We start from the raw sequence: 19,592 nt of genomic DNA, 5'->3' as shown, positions 1-19,592 counted from the left end.
GCGTCCCGCGCACACGGTCCGACGTTCCCTCCCTCCGGGACCTGGTGACTCCTCGGATGAGGCCATCTCGTTGAATTGAGCGTCTGGCTCTGCGACCTGCGTCGCCAGGCCCCGTTATGGGGGGGCAGCATCCCGTTGGGGTTCTTCGCGAGGGGTGGTGCGTCTTTCCATGAGGGGAACTGGTGAAACATCAGCTTGGTCGTCTGTCTCTGAGTCGTTCTTCCGCGCGGTGGCTGTCGCGGTTCGCCTGCCCCCCGGGATTCTTCCCTGACATCCGGTGCGCCGTCCTTCTTGGCTCCTGGGTCCTCGCCGCGTGTGGAGGAGGAGGAGGGGAGAAGCCACCGCCGACTCCTCCGGCAAACAAGGCCCCGGTCGCGGTGGCGGACAGGGTGAGGACCGACGAGGACACCGCCGTGGTCATCCCGGCTACCACGCTCGTCGCCAACGACACCGACGCGGACGGCGACTCACTCGCTGTCACCGTCGTTGGCAACGCGACCCAGGGCACCGTGACGCTGGCGGGCGGCAATGTCGCCTTCACCCCGGAGGCGAACTTCTTCGGGACGGCGACGTTCGGTTACACGGTCAGCGATGGGACGAACACCAGCACTTCGACGGTGACCGTCACCGTCCAATCCGTGAATGACGCTCCCGTTGCCACCGCCGATTCGGCCGTCACCCGAATGAATGGCGGGCTGACCCTCTCGGTGGCGAAGCTCCTCGCCAATGACAGCGATGTGGAGGGTGATGGGCTGACGGTGAGCCAGGTCGCGAGCGCGGACCACGGCACGGTTGAACTCGTCGGCGACGAGGTGAAGTTCACACCGACGCCCGGGTTCGCGGGCGCAGCCAGCTTCGAGTACCAGGTGTCCGACATTCACGGCACGACCGCGACCGGCTCGGTCGCCGTGCGCGTCCGTGACGATGTTCCGAACTCGGTTGTCGCCGGGCCGCTGCACACCTGCGCGGTCTTCCAGGACGGACGTGTCAAGTGCTGGGGCTTCAACGAATATGGTCAGCTCGGGCTCGAGGATGCGGCCAACCGCGGGGACGGCCCAGGTGAGATGGGCGACCTGCTCCCATTCGTCCGCCTCGGTGCGGGTCAGAAGGTGACGTCGCTCCACCTCGGTGCCTACTACACCTGTGCGCTCCTCGAGAGTGGCGCGGTCAAGTGCTGGGGGAGGAACATCGCTGGCATGCTCGGGCTCGGGGATACGCAGAGCCGAGGAGCTGTTCCTGGAGGGATGGATGAGGCACTGCCGCCGGTGGACCTCGGCACGGGGCGGACCGCGAAGGCTCTCGCCGCCAATGGCAGTGATTACACGTGTGCAATCCTCGACGATGACACGGTCAAGTGCTGGGGTGACAGCGACCGTGCCCAGCTCGGGCTCGGCGATGTGAGGAACCGCGGAGATGGCCCGGGGGAGATGGGAGATGCGTTGCCGCCGGTGGACCTCGGCGCGGGGCGGACCGCGAAGGCGCTCGCCGCGGGTTCTGGTCACACCTGCGCGCTCCTCGACGATGACACCGTCAAGTGCTGGGGTTACAACGTCTTTGGCCAGCTCGGGCTCGGCGATACGGAAGACCGGGGAGATGACCCGGACGAGATGGGCGACGCGCTGCCCCGGGTGGAGCTCGGCGCGGGGCGGACCGCGCGGGCCATCGCCGCTGGTGGCTATTCCACGTGTGCGCTTCTCGATGACGGCTCCGTCAAGTGCTGGGGTTACAACGAATATGGCCAGCTCGGGCTCGGCGATACGGAGCCCCGAGGAGACGGTCCCGGGGAGATGGCTGCCGCGCTGCCCCCGGTGAACCTCGGCACGGGGCGGACCGCGAAGGCGCTCTCCTTGGGTGCATTCTACACGTGTGCGCTCCTCGATGACGGCTCCGTCAAGTGCTGGGGTTCCAACGAGAGTGGCCGGCTCGGACTCGGCGATTCGAAGAACCGCGGTCAGCTCCCAGCTCAAATGGGCGACGCGCTGCCTCCGGTCAACCTCGGTACGGGCCGAACCGCGACGTCACTCACGACTGGCACCCACACCTGTGTCACCCTCGACGATGGCGACGTCAAGTGCTGGGGTGACAACGACTATGGCCAGCTCGGGCTCGGCGATACGAAGACACGCGGAGAGAGCCCGGGTGAGATGGGCGCCGGCCTCCAGGCCGTCGGTTTCTAGCGCCTGGTTGGGTCGGGAAGAAATCTGCCCTCCTGCTGCGCGCTGGTAGCAGGAGGGCAGGCACATGGGGGTTGGTGAAGAAGGACGGTGCACAGCGCATGCCCTCGGCAATCGGCTACGCTGCACCGGCCGGGTTCGAAAGAGCAGCGGCGTCGTCAACCTGTCCATCGAACCGGATCACGCCCACTTCCCCAGGACAATCGAAAGGTGCGGCGATGCAACCGAACCAGTCCAGAGCACGCCTCTCCGGATCGCGCGCTATCGCGACCACGCTTGCATTCATATGCGCAGCCTGTTCGAGCGAACCGCAGGATCGCCCTCCAGCCCGCGCTCCGAGCTCCACGGCAAGCCAACCGCGCGCCGCGCAAGTGCCTCCCTCGCCCGTGCCCGTCGCGCAAGTGCCTCCTTCGCCCGCGCCCGCCGCGCGAGTGCCTCCTTCGCCCGCTCGCGAACCCGCGCTGCTCCTCTCTGACCCCGCGGAGCTGATCCTCCTGGAGCGGCAGGGGCTGGCCTTCGGTCAGCAGCTGGGCGCTCCGGCCGAGGACGCGCAGAGCCTCCTCACTTCTCCACGGTATGCGTCCTTCGTCTCGGTCATCGAGCGCGACCTTGCCGAGCTGTCCAGTCGGGACGGCGTCGCCTTCAGCCAGTTCCCGCTCGACACCCAGCGCCTGAACTACGTCTTCGATCCGAAGTGGTTGCGCTCGCCCCACGCGCGCTTCCAACTGGTGGGCGTGGTCAACCGGCTCGACATGCGCTTTTCGACGCCCAAGGAGTGTGGCCAGTTCCGGTTGATCTATCGCCTCTCACTCCAGCCGAAAGGCCGGCCCGTCGTCCGCCTGCCAATGACCATCAACGTCATCCGGCCGTTGCCCATGGGACCGGGCGCGAGCTGCGGGGCGATTGCCAGACAGTGGCGCGAGCTGCCGGTGAGCGCCTCCGAGCGAACCGTCGCGGTGGGGCGGATGGTGACCCAACTGCCGCCCATGAGCCGCCTCGAGACGAACTTCCAGAATCTGCACGGGCCGGGAACCCCCGAGGCGGACGACCACGCGGAGTACGTCCTCAGGGCCTTCGACGTGAAAGCGAATCGCCTCATCCCACGGCCGCTCCTCAACACGCCTCGGGCGGACCTCAATCCGGCGGAGCGCAAGGCGCTGACGGACTGGATGGTGAAGAGCTTCATGGACATCGACGCCGGGCGCTCCGTCATTCCGGACCGGTTCCTGGCCACGCGGGCCATCTCGGTGAGCCCCCGAGGGCTCTCCAGGCCCGCCAATCGCGTCTTCAGCTCCCTCTTCAAGGCAGAGATCGACTCGCGTGTTTTCGCCGAACTCCCCTATGCCAAGGCGAAGCTGGTTCGCTCCCCGCGGGGCCTGCTGAGACGGCTCGACGGCTTCACGTGTACAGGCTGCCATCAAAGCCGGTCCGTGGCGGGCTTTCACCTCCCCGGCGAGGAGCGCGACTCGAACCAGACGTTCAACGCCCTCGCGGTCGGCGTCTCGCCGCACCTGCATGAGGAGCTCGGCTGGCGGGCACGGATGCTCGCGAGCGTGGCGGATGGGACGGCGTTCGCTGAGCCGCGACCGTTTCCCGAACACCCCACCTCCGCCGGCTTCTACGGCTCACATTGTGGTCTCGGAGATCCAACCTTCGCGGACTGGACGTGCCAGACCGGGCTCAAGTGCCGCGACAGTCATCACGACGAAGTCGGGTACTGCGCGTCCGCGATTCCGACCTCCGGCGACGCGTGTGAGAATGCCCGAGTGGTCGCCCGCCCTGGCGCGAGCGGCGACCAGATCGTCGCCGATCCACCTGAGGTGTGTCAGGGGCAGTCCTCGGACGCCATTCCGTGCATCGCCAATCGCTACGGGTTCCCGCTCGGGTTTTGCACCGTGCCGTGCGCCCAGCCCGGCGCGCGCTCGGGCTCCTCGGTGTGCGCGCCGATGCTCGTCTCCGGCTATGAGCAGGTCTGTTTTCCGCAGGAGGACTCGATTGAAGACTGCGTCCAGAAACAAGGGCTCGTGGCGGTCATGACCACGCGCACCTGTTCCGTCGACGAACCCTGCCGCGACGACTATGGCTGCAGCCGTTACCCAGGCAGCGCTCCTGGAACAGGCGCGTGCGTGCCTCCATATTTCTTGTTCGACTTCCGGGTCGACGGGCCCAGGCTCGACCGCTGAATGGCTGTCTGCCTCGTTTGGGCCAGGCACCATGGTAGAAGGTCTCAGACTTGGCTCCAGGCCGGTTGGTCGGCTCCTTCGACGCAATCGCTGGAGTGAGCCCTGGAGGTTGTTCGTGCGTACGGGTCAGTGGTTGGTAGGGAATGCGAGCCGCATGCTTCTGATGTTTTGTCTCGCTTTCGTGGAAGCGGCGCATGCGCAGGTCCAGGTGCGGCTCAAGTCGGAGTCCGCGGGCACGATTCCCGACCAGTTCGTCGTGGAGTTCACCTACAAGCCGCAAGCGCGGCCCCGGTTGTTCGTGAACGACGTCCTCGTCTACCGGCATCCCGTGAGCAGCCCCGAAGAGGACATGGAGCCCGAACTCCGGCGGGGCTTTCCCATCCAGCACTTCGTGGTGCCGGGGAAGAACACCCTGCGGGTGGAAGTCGACGGCCATGCGGAGACGGTCCAAGGCAAACTGCAAAAGCTCACGGTGAAGGTGGGCAAGGACCGAGCGCTGGCCGAGACCTACTCCGACGTGGGGAACATCCAGGTGAAGGTCCCGCTCACGTTCAAGGCACCCACGAAGCTGAAGCCCCCTCTCTGGCGGACAGGCCAGAAGATTGTCTGGAGCGACGCGGAGAAGAATCAGGTCCACGCAAAGATCGTCGAGTTGCAGCAGTTGCTCCAGGCGAAGAAGTTCGAGGATTTCACAGCCCTCCTGGCGGGCCCCATCCAGGAAACCGTCCGTCTGACGGGAATCGCCAATGCGAAGAAGCTGACCCAGAGGGAGATGATGGAGTGGGAAGAGCTCTCGCAAGCCAGTGACTGGGCGGTCCGCAGCCCCTCTCTTGAGGCGCTGGACTGCACGCTCTACGGGGGCGGTTGGCTGGTCGAATGCCTGGAGAAGGGGACGGACCACACGCTCCAGTTCACCGCGAACGAGGTCAGGGAAGGCCGCCGGTTCATGTGGATGAAACGAGACGCTGGCTATAGCCTGTATACGAAGGTCAGCCTCTTCTGAGCCCTTCGAGGGCCCCCTGTGTCCGGGACGCCGTCGTCTCTTCCGTGCACGCCTCGCTCACTCGCCTTGACGCACCCATGCCGCAGCGGCCGTCAGACCGCCGGGCATGGTCCGCTAAGGCAAGCGAAACGCGTTACGGCGTACGCGGCGGCCCGAACCATCGGGTCAAGGCCTCACGCAGGCCCTGGTTCGTGCCCTCACCGACCCACGCGACGTGACCGTCCGGTCGAATCAGCACCGCAACGGGTGCAGTGACCGCGCCGAGCGCCGGGAGTTCCCACTCCCCCGTGTAGCGAGCAGCGACCCTCCGAACGCGGTCCGCCCAGGGCGTGACGTCGAGAGTGCCGGACTCGCCCAGGTCGAGCAGCACCGGCCGCGCGTCGTGCAACAGGTGGAACACGCGCCGGGGGCCGTCGGGGGTGGCCAGGTCAAGGTCCGGCATGCGGCGCCCGACCAGCGGGTGTCCGCTGCCCAGCTCGTAGTGGACGTCCAGCCCCGACATCATCGCCGCGTACTGCTTGCGTGGCCCGTCCATCTGCAGCAACTCAGCCAACGTCTCGCGCACGGCGTCCATTCGCGCGTCACCGCGGCTCAGCGCGGTCTGCGCCATAGTCTTCCGCAGTGCACGGGCCGCGACGGGGTGCCGTTCGGCCTGGTACGTGTCGAGCAGGTTCTCTGGCGAGACGCCGCGCACGACCTGGGCCAGCTTCCACCCCAGGTTCACGGCATCCTGCACGCCCAGGTTGAGCCCCTGTCCGCCCATGGGCGAGTGCACGTGGGCCGCGTCGCCGGCCAGGAGCACCCGTCGGTCCCGGTAGGACGCCGCCTGCCGCGTCATGTCGGTGAACCTCGAGAGGGACGTGGCGCGTCGCAGGCCGTAGTCCGTCCCGTAGAGCGCGACGAGCCCCTCGCGCAGCCCATCGAGGGTCGGCGCGTCGCCCGTGCCGACCTGCTCCTCTCTCAGCACGACGCCCACGCGGCCGTCCTCCAGCTTGCCCATGGCGTAGGTGCCCTTCTCATCCCGGCGGATGCCGAACGCCGGCGCTCCGGTCATCTCGACCTCGGCGATGAGGTAGCTGATCGACGCATCCCACCCCGGGAACTCGATGCCCGCAGCCTTGCGAACGAGGCTGCGACCCCCGTCGCACCCGACGAGGTACTTCGCCCGCAACGCACGGCCGTCGGACAGCTCGACGTCGACGCCGGTGTCGTCCTGCGCGAAGCCCGTCACCTCGCACCCACGGTAGATGGGCACCGCCAGCTCGCCCACCCACTCCGCCAGGATGTGCTCGAAGCGCTCCTGCAAGAGCGCGAGTCCATGGTTGTGACGTGTCGGGAAGTCGCTGAGGTCCAGAAGCGTCTGCCCGAACGCGACGTTCTGGACTGCTTGCCCTTGCGAGACGAAGCGCTCGACGACCCCGCGCTGATCCAGCACCTCCAGGCTGCGCGCGTGCAGTCCGCGCGAGCGCGAGCCGGCGACCTCCTGATTCGCGCGCCGCTCGACGATGGCCACGTCCACCCGCGCCAATGCCAGCTCCGCCGCCAGCATCAGCCCGGTCGGGCCCCCTCCAGCAATCACCACCTCGTGTTGTGTCACCACGTTCGTGTGCATCCCCTGGCCTCCTTCTTCTGGAGTGAAACGGGTGATGGTGGAGCATGACCGGGGGGGCTTGCGGCAATCGCCGGGGTCTGGCATTTGATGGCAGTGGAGAGAGCGGCGAGGGCTGCCATGGCTCCTCCAGCGGCCCGTCGCGGACCCCCAAAGTGCGCACGCGTGCCTTCGCGCGTGGCACTGACGCACTGCATGAAGTGGCCTTGGTGCCCCCCCTGCATGGGACCGGTTTGTCTGGCTCGGTGGCGATGCGGTATGCGCCGCGTCGGTAGCCTCCCCGCCAGGGATGGCGCGGCTGCTCTCCGGGTGATGGTGGATGGGCGTCAGTACGCGCGAGGTCTACCTGGAGGGCCCCCGTCGAGAAGCAGACAGGCCGCCATGCAGGCGGGGATTTGATGGCCCTTTGCTGCGAGCATGGGCGCGCTGCACTTCTTCCCTGGGGGCTGAATGCAAGCCAGTCTGAAACTTCACCCAACACGGTTCTCCACCGCGTCGCCTCGTGCCTTGCTGCTGGCGGGGACGGTGCTGGGGCTGTTGATGGTTCCGTCCGTCGCGCACGCGCTCCTGCTCATCACGTGTCCGGCCGGAACGACGCAGGTGGCCTATTCGCCCGGACTGACGAATACGCCGAGGCTCATCCAAGGCGTGGGGCATGAGCTGTCAGGGATTTGCACTGGACTGGGGCTGCCCACGGGGGTGAGTTCTTTCATGACCACTTTCACAGGCGAGGATACGGCGGCATGTACGACGTTGTTGACCGCCAGCGAGGGTGACCAGACCTTTGTGTGGAACAACGGGGCCACGAGTACCTGGCATTTCACGGCCACGGTGGGAACCAGCGTGGGCGGCCAACGCGTCACCACCCTGCAGGGGCCCATCACGTCTGGGCTGTTTCAAGGCGCGCAGGTGACGCAGGTGGTGACCTTGCTGAACCTGGACCTGGCGGCATGTAGCACGGAGGAGGGGCTCACCTCCGCGAGCGGGACGTCGACGTATCTCTTCACGGCCATGTAGCGACGCCGGGCTCTCGTGCGCGCCTCGCGCGCATTGGCGCACGGAGCTGTGCGCCCAGCGCGAATTCCGACTCACGAATTCAACCCGCTGACCGTGTCCGATTCGACGGGGGCAACCCCACGCCCGTGGCCCCTGTCCTCAGGACCATCCGTTCTCACTTACCGTGTGGCGCGAGCGCGGCCCGGACGAGCACCAGGGCCCGCTCGCGAATCCGGGCCGACAGGAAGTCCTCCGCCTTCGCATCGAGCGAGCGATAGGCGAGAGGAAACGCCAGCTCCAGGTCCACCCGCACGTCGAGGACCACTTCGTTGAGCAGCGTATCGACCTGGTCGCGTCCGCACTTGGAGAGGGCGCTGGCGATCCTCGCGGGGTTGACCAGTCGCGCGGCCCACTCCTCGAGCGTCTCCAGCGAGAGGGACTGGTGGGGACTCCACGCCTCGCTCTCGTCGAAGCGGCCCTCGCTGAACTCGTCGATCTTCCGTTTGACGGAGGCACGAGTGCTGGGGGAGGCGCGCAGCTCGCTCTTGATGACCAGCCCCTCCGCCACGTTGTCGGGGATGGGTGGCAGCCCCAACACGCCGGGAACCCGTGTCGGATACCGCGTGGGGACGCTGTCCATGTCGCCGCGAGTCCCTCGTCGAAGCACGGGAGGCGTCATGAGTCCCGCTGCCTTGGCCGCGGCCTCCAGCTCCGGATGGGCCAGCAAGGTGCCCTCGTCTTCGTCATCCCGCACGAGCAGGACGTCGAACGGCGACCAGCGCAGCTCCGGGGCATACCAGATGCCGGTCTGCACGGCGGACAGCCCCGGCACGGGTGGCACCTCCGGATGCGGATAGTGCCCGCCGAAGAGCTCTCCGTAGAAATACACCGTGCCGGTCGTGGCCCCCAGCGACTGTGCCATCTGCTCGGCCGCGGAGCCCAGTTGCGCCCGCATGAGCTGCCAGCCGAAGAAGGACTCGTCCTCGGTCAGCCAGGCCTTTCGCTTGCCGAACCAGACCTGTCCAGCCCGCACGGCGATGACGAGCTGCGCGCCATGAATCTTCTCCAGGGCGATCCACGGGCCACCCGGGCTGGGCGCTGACTTCGGTTGACCCGCTGCGGGCATCTTCGCGTAGGTCCGAAATGAAGGAGGCGGCACCATGCCCGGCAGAATGCCCGAAGTGGCCGCGCCGCGCTGCCCCGGTCATTCGGACGCGGCAGGGGAGTTGATTCCAACTCCGCGTCGCCGACACAGGAACGCTCCGGTCTCCGCGCGCCTTGCTCACTGGCATTGACGCACCGCTGTATGGGGCCTTGACCCGCTCCTGATGCGGTGGCCGAACTTTGGGTAGACGCAGCCATCCCGGTTTTGGTTTCACCAAGGAAGTCATCTCTTTCTTGCTTGGAACTGCTTGCCGATTCCTTGCTTGCGGGTCGGGACCGCCAGAATCGGCCCCATACCTCTTCCAATTCAAGACGTATCCGGCGATGATGTCGGCGATTGGCGCAATGCTAATCTTCAGTGCAGGGGGAGAAGTATGACACAGCTTTACAGGCATCTACTGACAGTTTCCCTGTCCGTCCTGGGTTTGACCGCCTGCGGCAACGTGGCTCCACCGGACGAGGTACAGAGCAGTACTCGCCAGGATGAGGTGGTCGCAGAGGCTGTGCCACTCCCGCTCCCTCTCGGCTGTCTCCTGACCTCACTGGATACAGACCAGGATGGCGTCTGCGACATCGTGGAGGTAGTGTTTGGCACCAATCCGAACAACGCTGACACGGACGGGGACCGCCTCAGCGACTACGTGGAGTTGTTCGGCTTCGGCGGCGTGGATTTGAGTGCCCTCGGCGCCAACCCGCGCAAGAAGGATATCTTCGTGGAGATGGACTACCTTCCCGGCCTCCTGCCGACCCAGGACACGCTGAACAGCGTCATCACGGCTTTCGCCAAAGCGCCGGTGAGCAACCCGAATGGGTCCACGGGCATCACGCTGCACCTGGTGGTGAGTCAGGAGATCGCCGCCGCGGACGTGGACCTGGACTTGAGTCCTGTCTGGACCGACTTCGACAAGATCAAGGCCAAGTACTTCGCCGCGAGCCGCGCGCCGTACTTCCATTACATGCTGTTCGCGCACAGATACAACGGGGGCAACTCCAGCGGCATCTCGCGCGGGCTGCCTGCCCAGGACTTCGTGGTGTCACTGGGCTTTTGGGGCGGCGTACCGAACGTGGCGGTGGCTGGCACCCTGATGCACGAGTTGGGACACAACATCGGCCTGGACCACGGTGGCAATGACGGTGCCAACTACAAGCCCAACTACCTGAGCATCATGAACTACGAATACCAGTTTCATGGGTTCGTCATTGACAACATTGGCGGCGTGCTCGACTACTCGCGTGTGCGGGTTGCTGCCTTCAGTGAGCAGAATATCCTTGAGACTTCTGCGTTCGCGCCTATTGCGCCTACCACGGAAGCGGACCTTGACCGCATCGGCGGAGTGCGCGTCAACGGCGTCAATATTTTTGGCCATGCAGGCAACTTCCTCGACTTCAACAACAACGTCCAAGTCGACAACGGCGCCTATTCGTTGGATTTCAACCGCAACGGCTTCGCTGGGGATGTATTCCCCGCGGCGCAGAATGACTGGTTGGCCCTGATCTACGACGGCGGCGGCCAGATTGGCTTCGCCACGCCGGGCATCTCCCGGCACCTGGACCGCGAGGAGGCTTTCCTCGTGACCCCCGAGAAGATGGAGCCCTGCCTCACCGTGGACCTGGCGCGCGCTCCGTAAGTCCGCCTCCCGTCGCGGAAGAGTCGAATCCCACCGCCGGGGCCGCCTGCACGGGCCCCGGCGGGTGTGTCTGCCTGGGAGCATCGAGGAGAGGACGCAACGGGCCGCCACGGAGGTGGATGACCTGCCCCGCGGTCTTCGGACCCACTGAAACTCGAGAGGATGCAGTCTCCCGTCCCCACGGAGGACTCGGCGCCCAGGCGTCGCCATGCATTGCCGGCGTGGCGGCTGCGGCAGGTGGTCGAATACATCGAGGCGCACCTGGACGAGGAGCTGACGCTGGCGGAACTGGCGGGGGTGGCGGGGTTCAGCCTGTCTCACTTCAAGCCGCTGTTCAAACAGGCCACGGGACTGCCGGTTCATCGGTTCGTGCTGGAGCGGCGCGTGGAGCGCGCACGGCTGCGCTTGATGGAAGGGCGCAAGAGCCTGACGGAGATTGCGATGGAGGCGGGCTTCTCACACCCAAGCCACATGGCTCGCTGCCTGCGCCGCTTCCTGGGCATGAGTCCGACGGAGATCGCCCGGGCGTCACAGTGAGGTCGCGGGAGAACGAGCGAAAGAGCCAGCGCTTCCGGAGGTAGCCACCCCGCAAGGAATGGCGCGGCTGCTCTCCGGGTGAATGTGGAGGAGCGTCAGGAGTGAGCAAGGACTCCCTGGAGAGCCTCCGTCGAGAAGCAGACAGGCCGCCACGCAGGCAGGGAGTTCCTGGCCCTTTGCTGCGAGAATGAGCGCACTGCTCTTCTTCCCTGGGGGGTTGAATGCAAGCCAGTCTGAAGCTTCATCCAACGCGGTTCTCCTCCGCGTCGCCTCGTTCCTTGCTGCTGGCGGGGACGGTGCTGGGGCTGTTGACGGTGCCGTCCGTCGCGCATGCGCTCTTGCTCATCACCTGTCCGGCCGGAACGACGCAGATGACCTATTCGCCCGGATTGACGTATACGTCGAAGCTCATCCAATACATGGGGAGTGAGCTGTCAGGGGTTTGCACTGGAGTGGGGCTGCCCGCGGGCGTGAGCTCTTTCACGACCACCTTCACGGGCGAGACCACGGCGTCATGTGTGACGTTATTGGCCACCGATGAGGGTGACCAGACCTTTGTGTGGAACAACGGAGCAATCAGTACCTGGCATTTCACGACCATTGTGGGAACCAGCGTGAGTGGCCAACGCGTCCTTACCCTGAAAGGGCCCATCACGGCTGGGCTGTTCCAGGGCGCGCAGGTGACGCAGGTGGCGACCTTTCTGAACCTGGACCTGGCGGCATGTAGCACGGAGGCGGGACTCACCTCCGCGAGCGGGCCGTCGACGTATCTCTTCACGGCCCTGTAGCGACGCCGGGCCAGGCCCCGAACCATGTGGAGTGGGTTCGGAGAGGACGACTCAGGCCTGACGCCTGCTCCCGTCGCGCGAGCAGGCCGCGTCAGCGTGGCGTCGGGACGGGGTATGGCGAACGCTGACGTGAAACCCGTTGGATGTACGCTCCGCTGGCTGCGAGGGACAAGGTGCGGTAGGTATCGCAGTCCATCAATACGCGCTGGTCGGGACCGGTTGGCACCGGCGCATGACGCGGTGAATGGTGACCATGTCTTTGAATGCCTACGAACTCTCTGCTGGCCTGTTTGTCCGAGGACTGACCAACTTGAAAGCGCAGTTGGCGAAGGCCGAAGAACATGCCGCAGCCAGTGGCAGCGGTGAAGCGGTGTTGCTGGACGCGCGGATCTCCGCGGAAGGGCGCATGCACGGCGATGCGAGTAACTCGCCAGCGGACCTGCACATGTACACGCTCGCCGCTCAAGTCCACTGGGCCGCGGAGGGAGCCAGGTTGGCGATCGCGCAGTTGCTGGGCGCGCAACGGGGGCCGGCCGCGAACGATGCAAAGAGCTTCGCGGAGCTGCACCAGCGGCTCGATGCGACGATTGCGTATCTGCGAGAGCTCGCACCAGGCGACCTCGAAGCCGGCCTCGAACGAGAGGTCGTGATTGAGCACCGCCGTGGCTCGATGCGCTCCAGTGGCCACCAGTTTCTGATCGCCTTCGCGATCCCTCACTTTTTCTATCACGTCACCACCGCCTACGGCATCTTGCGCAACCAAGGCGTGCGACTCACCATGGGCGACTTCTTGGGCAACTGGGGGGCGAGTTGAGTTGAACTCCGCCCTCGCGGCCCGCTGCCCTCGAACTCCTCGGCGCCCTCGAACCACTCCTGCGTCTCAACCCACTTCGACATTCAGGCCAGGGTCCACGACAGGTTCCGCAGGCGCCTTGCGGCCTCGGGACCACGGCGCTGTGGTTGTAGGGCCACGCTTCTCGTCCATGAGGTGCCCCCTTCGGCGTGGCACAGGCATCGCAAGGGTACCAGTTCATGGGCATTCCAAAGACAGGGTGGCGAGGAGCGTGTCTCGCCCTGGTCATCACCGTTGCCGCTGGCGCCCGCGCAGCGGCTGAGACGCCGTGCGCAGTGCCCGGCAATCCCTCGACGTTGGTCTGTCAGTCGAATCCCTCGTCCCCCCGCTCCGTGTGCCAGGAGGTCTGTACGCAGGGGTTCTGCATCCGCACGGATGAGCAGCAGTTCCAGGCCGGGAAGCGCGGGCTGTGTGTGCTCGCGCTCGATGCCCGGACGCGAGCGGTGACCGGCTCCTGGTCGCTGGGCCCCGGAAGCTTCGGTCGCCCGGGCCTGGACGTGTCGGCGTCGGGCATGGTGGACCTGACCGTGCTCGTCGGTGGTGCTGTCGGCCATGTCCGGCTCATCCGCACCCAGGAAGGGAAGCTCCAAGCCTCGGAGTCCCTCACGTTCCGTCCGCCGCTCGAGGGCCCGCCGCGTCCACCGCCCGAGGGCCATTGCACCGTTCCGGGTCGCCGGCAGGAGGTCTTTGCCTGCACGGGCAGGGCGCCGTCCCCCGATGTCGTCGACAAGGCCCGCGCCGCCTGCACGAGTCCCGAGCGCCCCGCATCGATACAGAAGCCGCCACAGGGCGCGTGCTCCGCACAGGGGTGTCTGACGGTCGTGCCCGTCAAGAGCGGCGCGCTGGATGCGGGCGAGTGGTGCCTGGTCTGGGTGGATGTGAAGGGGCCCGTCCATCGGCTCTCGCAACCTCTCGTGTATGGGAACGCCTTTCAATGGGACGTGCGGGGAGAGACGCTCTGCGCGCATGTGGACGGGGGCTGCACGAACCGGGAGGCCTGCCTGCGGGAGCTTTGCTACGCGGCGGTCCCACCTCACCGACTGCTGCTGCCGAACCAGGGCTCGCCGCTGGAGTCGGACGGGGTGTACTTCGTGGGCCCCGCGGTGTCTCCGGTGCGGGTGGATGGGACGCTCGATGACCCAGCGTGGGCCCAGGCTCGCGAGGTGGTGGCCGAGACGCGGGCCCACCTCCTGTACGGTCAGCGCGCGTGGCGCGGTCCTGAGGACTCTTCCGTCCGGCTCAAGCTGCTGCATGACGCGGACGGCATGCTCCTCGCCGCCCGTGTCCGGGACGACCGGGTGGTTCCGCTGGCGCAGGGCGTCCCAGCCGTCGGGACGGACCACCTGGAGCTCGACTTCGGCCGCAATGGAATCGAGGCCCCCCGGTACGCGCTGTTGCTGGGCGCGGACCGGAAGGTGTCCCTGCGGCAGTGGCGGGACCGGAGGGGACGTGAGGTCGACTGGCCCCTCGAGTCCCAGTGCGTCTGGGCCTCCGAGGACGGGGGCTATGCGGTCGAGTGCCGCATCCCGAATGGCGTCATCTTCTTCATCCCCGCGGTGCCCGGTCCGTCGTGGTTCTCCGTCTGGGTCTCGGACGCTGACCAGCCCGGGACGCAGGAGACGCTGATGGGACCGCTGCTGACTGAAAACTTCGTGAGCGAGGTGCCACCGACCCTTCAGGAGGCGCGCTCCATCGAGCAGCAGAAGCGGGCGAGGCTTCCATGAGTGGACAGCGAAGAATGGCGTTGCACTTCGCGCTGATGGGGTTCGTTGTCCTGGCTTCGCGCGCCTCCGCGGGCGAGGCCTGCCGCGACGTGGGAGAGGTGTCCGACGTGGTGTCGTGCATGACGGACCCCGAGGACTGGGAACACCTCTCATGTGACACGCGCTGCAAGAAGGACTACTGCGTCGCCCTGCGCAATGACTCCCCGCTGCCCGGCATGCCCGCGGACTGGTGCCTGGTGGTGACAGACCGGAAGGGCACGGTGACAGGGAGCCTGGCGCTCACTGGGACCGAGGACGCGAAGGTCACCCGGGCGAGCGAGGCGGGGGGCATCGACGTGCGGGGACGGGACGAAGCGCGTCGCACGTTCGTGCTGCGCTCGAAGCGCCGGAAGGACGGCTCTCTCGTGGAGCTGGCTCGGACGACCGAGCGCGGGCCCACGACGGCTCTCACGCCCCTACCCGAGCCGAGACCGCAGCCGAAGTCGAAGCCGCAGGAGGCCTACTGCTCCATCGAGCCGTCCAATAGCGAGCCCACGCTGGCGCCTCCCACCTGCACGGGGCGAAAGCCGGCGGCGAGCTTCCTCCAGGAGGCGGCGAAGCTCTGTGCCACGTCGGCGGGCGCGGGCGAGCAGCCGGTGTCCGCGGTGGGCTCCTGCTCGGCGTCGGCGTGCATCGCGCTCGGGGCCGATGAGGGGGTGTGGGAGTGCGTGGTGGGGCAGTCGGACGGAGGCGCTCCGCATGTCCTCAAGTTCGCGGAGGTGTTGGGGTCCTCTGGCCTGACCGGAGTCGCGCTGACGGGCACGACGGTGTGCGCGACCTTCGTCCAGGGCGGCGGGAGCGGTGGCGACATCGTCTCGAGCGCCTGTGTCCTCATCGGCTCGCCGGACCGCCTTGTGCTGCCGGCTCCGCCGTCACGGGTCGCCTTCCTGTACGAGGAGGGCTACCACACCGTCCCCATGAAGGCCGAGCCCACGGTGGATGGGGACATCGCGGGCGACGCGGCGTGGGGGCCGGTCCAGCCGCTCCCGGCGCTCACCGACTCGAATGTCATCCATGGCCTGGGTGCGTGGGAGGGTCCTTTGGATGCGTCCGTCACGTGGCGGCTGGCACAGGGGGCCGACGCGCTGTACCTGGCCGCGCAGGTGGGCGACGACCGGGTGACGCCGGCTCGGCCTGGCTTGAGTCCCGTCTTCGCGGACCACCTGGAGCTCCGTCCGTACTACGCGGTCGTCCTGGAGCCGGAGGGCCACGCGTCCCTGCGCCAGTGGAGGGACTTCCGGGGGACCCGTGTGGACTGGCCCGTACGCGGCGCACGGTGCCGGTGGCGGGCGCGGCAGGGAGGCCAGGACATCGAGTGCCGGCTTCCCTTCGGCGCGGTCGGTGCCCTTGCCGTGCCTCCGTCGCGCCAGGACCTCCTGCTGGTGTTCTCGGATGGGGACGGCGAGCCGCGCCAGAAGTCCCTGGTGGGGACGCGGGTCGATCTGTGGCTCTGGAAGGAATTGCCGCCCTCGGTGGAGGACGCCATCTACTTGAAGCAGACCTACCCGTGAGCCTCAGGTCGCGGGGGTGGAGACCGTGGAGCTGCCCCTGTCAAAACACCAGGGCAATGGCGGTCCGGTTCGAGGCGCCGGACCGCATCGCCGGGTGTCGTCGGTGTGCTCGCTACTTCGAGCAGACCGTCACCTTGAACTCATCTTCGATGCCCGAGGAGTAGGAGAGCGGGGCATAGGTCCCCCCGCCCTTGTAGGTCCCCGAGAAGCCCACGTCGTCGTAGAGCCGGCAGAACCCGCCGTCGCTCGCGACGCGCACGAGCGCCGCGCCACGGGTCGACTGCGCGAGCGGGATGCCGAGGTCGTTCTTCTCGACCATCATCGTGCCGGAGGTGCGGAGCTTCGCCAGCGTACCGCCGAAGGACTTGACCTGTCCGGAGACGGAGAAGTTGAGCTTCGCGTCGTTCGTCGACCAGGCCTTGGGGAAGCGATCAACCCGGCTCGCGGCGGCCAGTACCTCCTTGAACTTCTTCGCCTGGACCTCGAGCGGCTTGAAGTGCTCGGCGCCGAGAGTCACTCCCACCGAGGCGGTGAGTTCGGCGAACTCGCTGGCGACCTGCCTGACATGCGCGGCGGGATCCTTGAAGCGCGCGAGCCAGACGCTGGAGAGCGCGCCATGCTGCTCGAGTGCGGTGAGCGCCTCCTGGTCGACCTTGAGCTGATCCTCGAGGCGCGCCTTCGCCGCGAGCGACACGTAGGTTTCGGCGACCTTCTGATGGTTGCCGGCGAGTTCGCAGACCACCTTCGGCTGCTTCGCGCGCCCTTCGTCCTCGTAGTACTTCTGAATCGTCGGGTACTGGCGGTCCTCACACTCCTCGGCGAGGGCGGGGAGCGCGAGGATTGCCTCCATGTCCTCCCGGACATGGCCGAGCGCGCCGCGCACCTGTCCGTCGAGGGCCATGAGCCCGGCCTGGATGGCGGCGCCGTGGCGATCACCGATGGTCGTGAACCGGGCGCGGCGCTCCAGGTCGAGCTGCGCCTCGCCGCGGGTCGCGTTCACCTCCTCGCTCGCCTTCTTCCACTTCGCGCTGGACTCCGAGAAGAAGGTCTCGAAGCTCGAGGTGTCCCAGTCCTTGTCCTTCTCCTTGATGCGAGCGATGCGGGTCTCGACGTCATCGAGCATCTTCGCGATCTCGTCGAGCGTGTTGGAGTTCTTCCAGTCCGACTTCTCGAACTTCTTGGTGATGCTCTTCATTTTGACTTCGACCGTCTGGATGTCGACCTTGGCGGGGCTCTTGTTCGAGACCGAAGGCGCGGCGAACGCCGTGCTGGCCGTCGCCAGGTGCATGACGACAGCAAGAACAAGGGCGGCGCGCGCGCTTCGGCTGCGCAGCGCGGAAGAGGGACGGAGGTTGGATCGCTCGAGCGACGGGGTCGACAAGTAGGGACTCCTGCTGGTTGGGATTGCGAGGGGCCGGGGGGCAGCGAACCAGCGCTTTCGCGCCCACGTCGTCGCTGTGGCGCAGTCGTACGAACCCGGTGCTGGCCGTGGCGGAGACTAGCCACGGGGGGCCCGCGCGCCAGCGAAATCCGTACTCTGAGTACAAAGAACCCAGGAAGGCTCCTCCGAGGAGACTTCTTCCCTGATACAGGGTGGGGGCGGCCCACGATCGGCTCACGGCCCGGTGATGAGGTGGATGCCGCGTTCCTTTGCCAGGGCGCTCTGGGCCTCTGCGGAAACCGCGGTTCCGCGCAGGTCGAGTTCCCGCAGGCATGGCAGCCTGTGCAGCGCCGGGAGGCCCGCGTCAGTGACTTTCGTGCGCGTCAGATAGAGGGTTCGGAGCGAACTGGGAAGGTGGCCGAGTGTCTCGTCCCCGGTGCGGCCGCCGGCGAGGCTGAGCCAGACGAGTTTTGTGAATTCCTGAAGCGCTTTCTGGCCCTCTGTGTCCAGCCTGGTCGCGCCGAGGTCGAGCGTCGTGAGTCGCGCAAGGGTATGCAGGCTCGCGAGGCCGGTACCCCTGATGAGCGTCCCCGCGACTTGGATTGCCTCCAACTCTGTCAAGTCCGCGAACTGGCCCAGCCCCACGTCCGTGAGGAGGGTGCGTTCGGCTTTCAGTGAATGGAGGCCGGGAAAGGCCTGGCGTATGGCGGGCACCCATTCGTCAGTGAACCGGGTCTTGCTCAAGTCCAAGTGCCTCAGGCGTGGGCGGGCCCCCAGGTTGTTCAGCGCTTCCAGTCCAATCGGCGTGTGGCTGAGCGCAAGCCGCGTCAGTTGGCTGAGGGGCGCGAGTGCCGTGAAGGACTCGTCAGTCAGCGCGAGCCCAGAGAGCCAAAGGGATTCGAGCGCCACCAAGGCACTCAACTCTTGAAGTCCCGTACCCGTAACGAGCGTGTGCGAGAGGTCAAGCTCTCTCAACTCATTGAGTCCTCGAAGATGGCGCAGCGCTGAATCGCCCACGAGAGTGTCGTCGAGGTGAAGCGCTTCCAGTCGAGAGCTGCCTGCGAGGTGGCGAAGGCCTTGGCCTCGGATTCGCGCCTTGCTGAGGACCAGCGCACGAAGCGCGGGCAGCTTCGCGAGGTGGAGCAACCCAGCGTCCGTCACCCGCGTGCTGCCCAGGTGGAGGGCTTCCAGTTCACGTCGCCCCCCGACATGCACGAGGCTGGCGTTCGAGGCAGCAGTACGCGCAAGGCCCAGCCGCCTGAGGGAGGGCATGGCGTCAATGCAGCGGAGACCGGCATCCGAGACTTTCGTGCCGCTGAGGTTGAGCGTATGCAACGAAGCGCCCGGCAACAATGCGAGGACGGCGTCGTCCGCTGCGGTATCAGACAGGTCGAGTTCCTCCAGCCCCGGTTGCCTCGCGAGGAATCCAAGTCCTTGGGAGGTTACGGCCGTTCCGGCGAGGGATACTCGACGCAGGGTGGTGTGCTCCCAGAGCGACGCAAGGCCTGCGTCCGAGACGGACGTTTCGTCCAGCCGCAGCACCGCCAGTTGTCGCATTCGTTTGAGAGGAGCCAGCCCCGTGTTGGTGACCTGGGTGGCATTGAGGTACAGGGCCTCGAGTCGAGTCTCGTTTTCCAACGAGGCGAGGTGCGCATTGCCGAAGTCCGTGCCAGACAACTGAAGCGCGACGACGCCGGACCCTTGGAGAAGGGCCGCGAGCAGCCCGGGGGCTGGAACGCCGACCGAGCCAAAGCCCAATTCGGGCACTCGGTACTCACGCAACACGGCGGCGATTTCGCGAGCGTCCGCGTCGGTACGCACGGGGAGCAAGGGTTCTGCGTACCAGGTGCCTGTGTCAGGTGGGGTGAAGCCTTCGGGCCCTGGTGGTAACCGCCCGAACTCAGCGCTGGTCCCATCCGGTTCATGGCGGAACACCGTGAGCAGCGGCCTGGGAACCGTCACCACGACGGGACTCAAGAAAGGGGCGGGAATGACAGGCACG

The 19,592-nt window shown here is 66.7% G+C and carries 14 protein-coding genes; 10 read left to right on the top strand and 4 right to left on the bottom strand.

The window, feature by feature from the left end; all coding sequences use genetic code 11:
• Nucleotides 1-182: 182 nt before the first annotated feature.
• From HUA75_RS36540 to HUA75_RS36530, 3 genes are all read left to right on the top strand, one after another.
• Nucleotides 183-2,177, top strand: coding sequence for an Ig-like domain-containing protein (locus HUA75_RS36540; protein WP_371746273.1), 1,995 nt, complete (start codon nt 183-185; stop codon nt 2,175-2,177).
• Between the two features lie 383 nt (nt 2,178-2,560).
• Nucleotides 2,561-4,357 carry a hypothetical protein gene (locus HUA75_RS36535; RefSeq protein WP_174489032.1) on the top strand — a complete coding sequence of 599 codons (1,797 nt, stop codon included), beginning with the start codon at nt 2,561-2,563 and terminating at the stop codon, nt 4,355-4,357.
• 154 nt (nt 4,358-4,511) lie between these two features.
• Entirely contained in the window at nt 4,512-5,360 is an 849-nt protein-coding gene (locus HUA75_RS36530; RefSeq protein WP_217446440.1) for a hypothetical protein, read from the top strand.
• A 133-nt stretch (nt 5,361-5,493) separates the two neighbouring features.
• Here the strand turns inward: HUA75_RS36530 and HUA75_RS36525 are convergent, their stop codons facing one another.
• Nucleotides 5,494-6,972 carry an FAD-dependent monooxygenase gene (locus HUA75_RS36525; RefSeq protein ID WP_174489030.1) on the bottom strand — a complete coding sequence of 493 codons (1,479 nt, stop codon included), beginning with the start codon at nt 6,970-6,972 and terminating at the stop codon, nt 5,494-5,496.
• A 447-nt stretch (nt 6,973-7,419) separates the two neighbouring features.
• On the opposite strand from HUA75_RS36525, the gene HUA75_RS36520 reads away from it, so the two are divergent.
• Nucleotides 7,420-7,986: a hypothetical protein gene (locus HUA75_RS36520; RefSeq protein ID WP_174489029.1), complete on the top strand. Its 567-nt coding sequence runs from the start codon at nt 7,420-7,422 to the stop codon at nt 7,984-7,986.
• Between the two features lie 154 nt (nt 7,987-8,140).
• Here HUA75_RS36520 and HUA75_RS36515 read toward each other — a convergent pair whose 3' ends face one another.
• Nucleotides 8,141-9,091: an RNA ligase family protein gene (locus HUA75_RS36515; protein ID WP_254627952.1), complete on the bottom strand. Its 951-nt coding sequence runs from the start codon at nt 9,089-9,091 to the stop codon at nt 8,141-8,143.
• Nucleotides 9,092-9,503: 412 nt separating this feature from the next.
• Here HUA75_RS36515 and HUA75_RS36510 point away from each other — a divergent pair, with 412 nt between their 5' ends.
• The 6 genes from HUA75_RS36510 to HUA75_RS36485 all read left to right on the top strand — a co-directional run bounded on the left by HUA75_RS36510 (nt 9,504) and on the right by HUA75_RS36485 (nt 16,209).
• Nucleotides 9,504-10,757, top strand: a complete 1,254-nt coding sequence (locus HUA75_RS36510; protein WP_174489027.1) for a hypothetical protein — start codon at nt 9,504-9,506, stop codon at nt 10,755-10,757.
• A gap of 162 nt (nt 10,758-10,919) precedes the next feature.
• Nucleotides 10,920-11,294 carry a helix-turn-helix domain-containing protein gene (locus HUA75_RS36505; protein ID WP_254627951.1) on the top strand — a complete coding sequence of 125 codons (375 nt, stop codon included), beginning with the start codon at nt 10,920-10,922 and terminating at the stop codon, nt 11,292-11,294.
• A 221-nt stretch (nt 11,295-11,515) separates the two neighbouring features.
• Nucleotides 11,516-12,082, top strand: a complete 567-nt coding sequence (locus tag HUA75_RS36500) for a hypothetical protein (RefSeq protein WP_174489026.1) — start codon at nt 11,516-11,518, stop codon at nt 12,080-12,082.
• Nucleotides 12,083-12,335: 253 nt separating this feature from the next.
• The gene (locus HUA75_RS36495; RefSeq protein ID WP_141643410.1) at nt 12,336-12,896 is read left to right on the top strand and encodes a DUF1993 family protein; all 561 of its coding nucleotides are present in this window, start codon (nt 12,336-12,338) and stop codon (nt 12,894-12,896) included.
• Nucleotides 12,897-13,210: 314 nt separating this feature from the next.
• Nucleotides 13,211-14,659, top strand: a complete 1,449-nt coding sequence (locus tag HUA75_RS36490; RefSeq protein WP_217446439.1) for a hypothetical protein — start codon at nt 13,211-13,213, stop codon at nt 14,657-14,659.
• 14 nt (nt 14,660-14,673) lie between these two features.
• On the top strand, nt 14,674-16,209 hold the full coding sequence (locus HUA75_RS36485) for a hypothetical protein (protein ID WP_174489024.1): 1,536 nt from the start codon (nt 14,674-14,676) through the stop codon (nt 16,207-16,209).
• A gap of 112 nt (nt 16,210-16,321) precedes the next feature.
• Here the strand turns inward: HUA75_RS36485 and HUA75_RS36480 are convergent, their stop codons facing one another.
• Nucleotides 16,322-17,590: a hypothetical protein gene (locus HUA75_RS36480; protein WP_254627950.1), complete on the bottom strand. Its 1,269-nt coding sequence runs from the start codon at nt 17,588-17,590 to the stop codon at nt 16,322-16,324.
• Nucleotides 17,591-17,824: 234 nt separating this feature from the next.
• On the bottom strand, nt 17,825-19,411 hold the full coding sequence (locus tag HUA75_RS36475; protein ID WP_371746272.1) for a hypothetical protein: 1,587 nt from the start codon (nt 19,409-19,411) through the stop codon (nt 17,825-17,827).
• Nucleotides 19,412-19,592 lie beyond the last annotated feature (181 nt).

Origin of the sequence: Myxococcus sp. CA040A (genome assembly GCF_013336725.1) — a bacterium.
Lineage (GTDB): Bacteria > Myxococcota > Myxococcia > Myxococcales > Myxococcaceae > Myxococcus > Myxococcus llanfairpwllgwyngyllgogerychwyrndrobwllllantysiliogogogochensis.
Note: the sequence above shows the minus strand (reverse complement) of the source record. Positions and strands in the feature narration are given on the sequence as shown.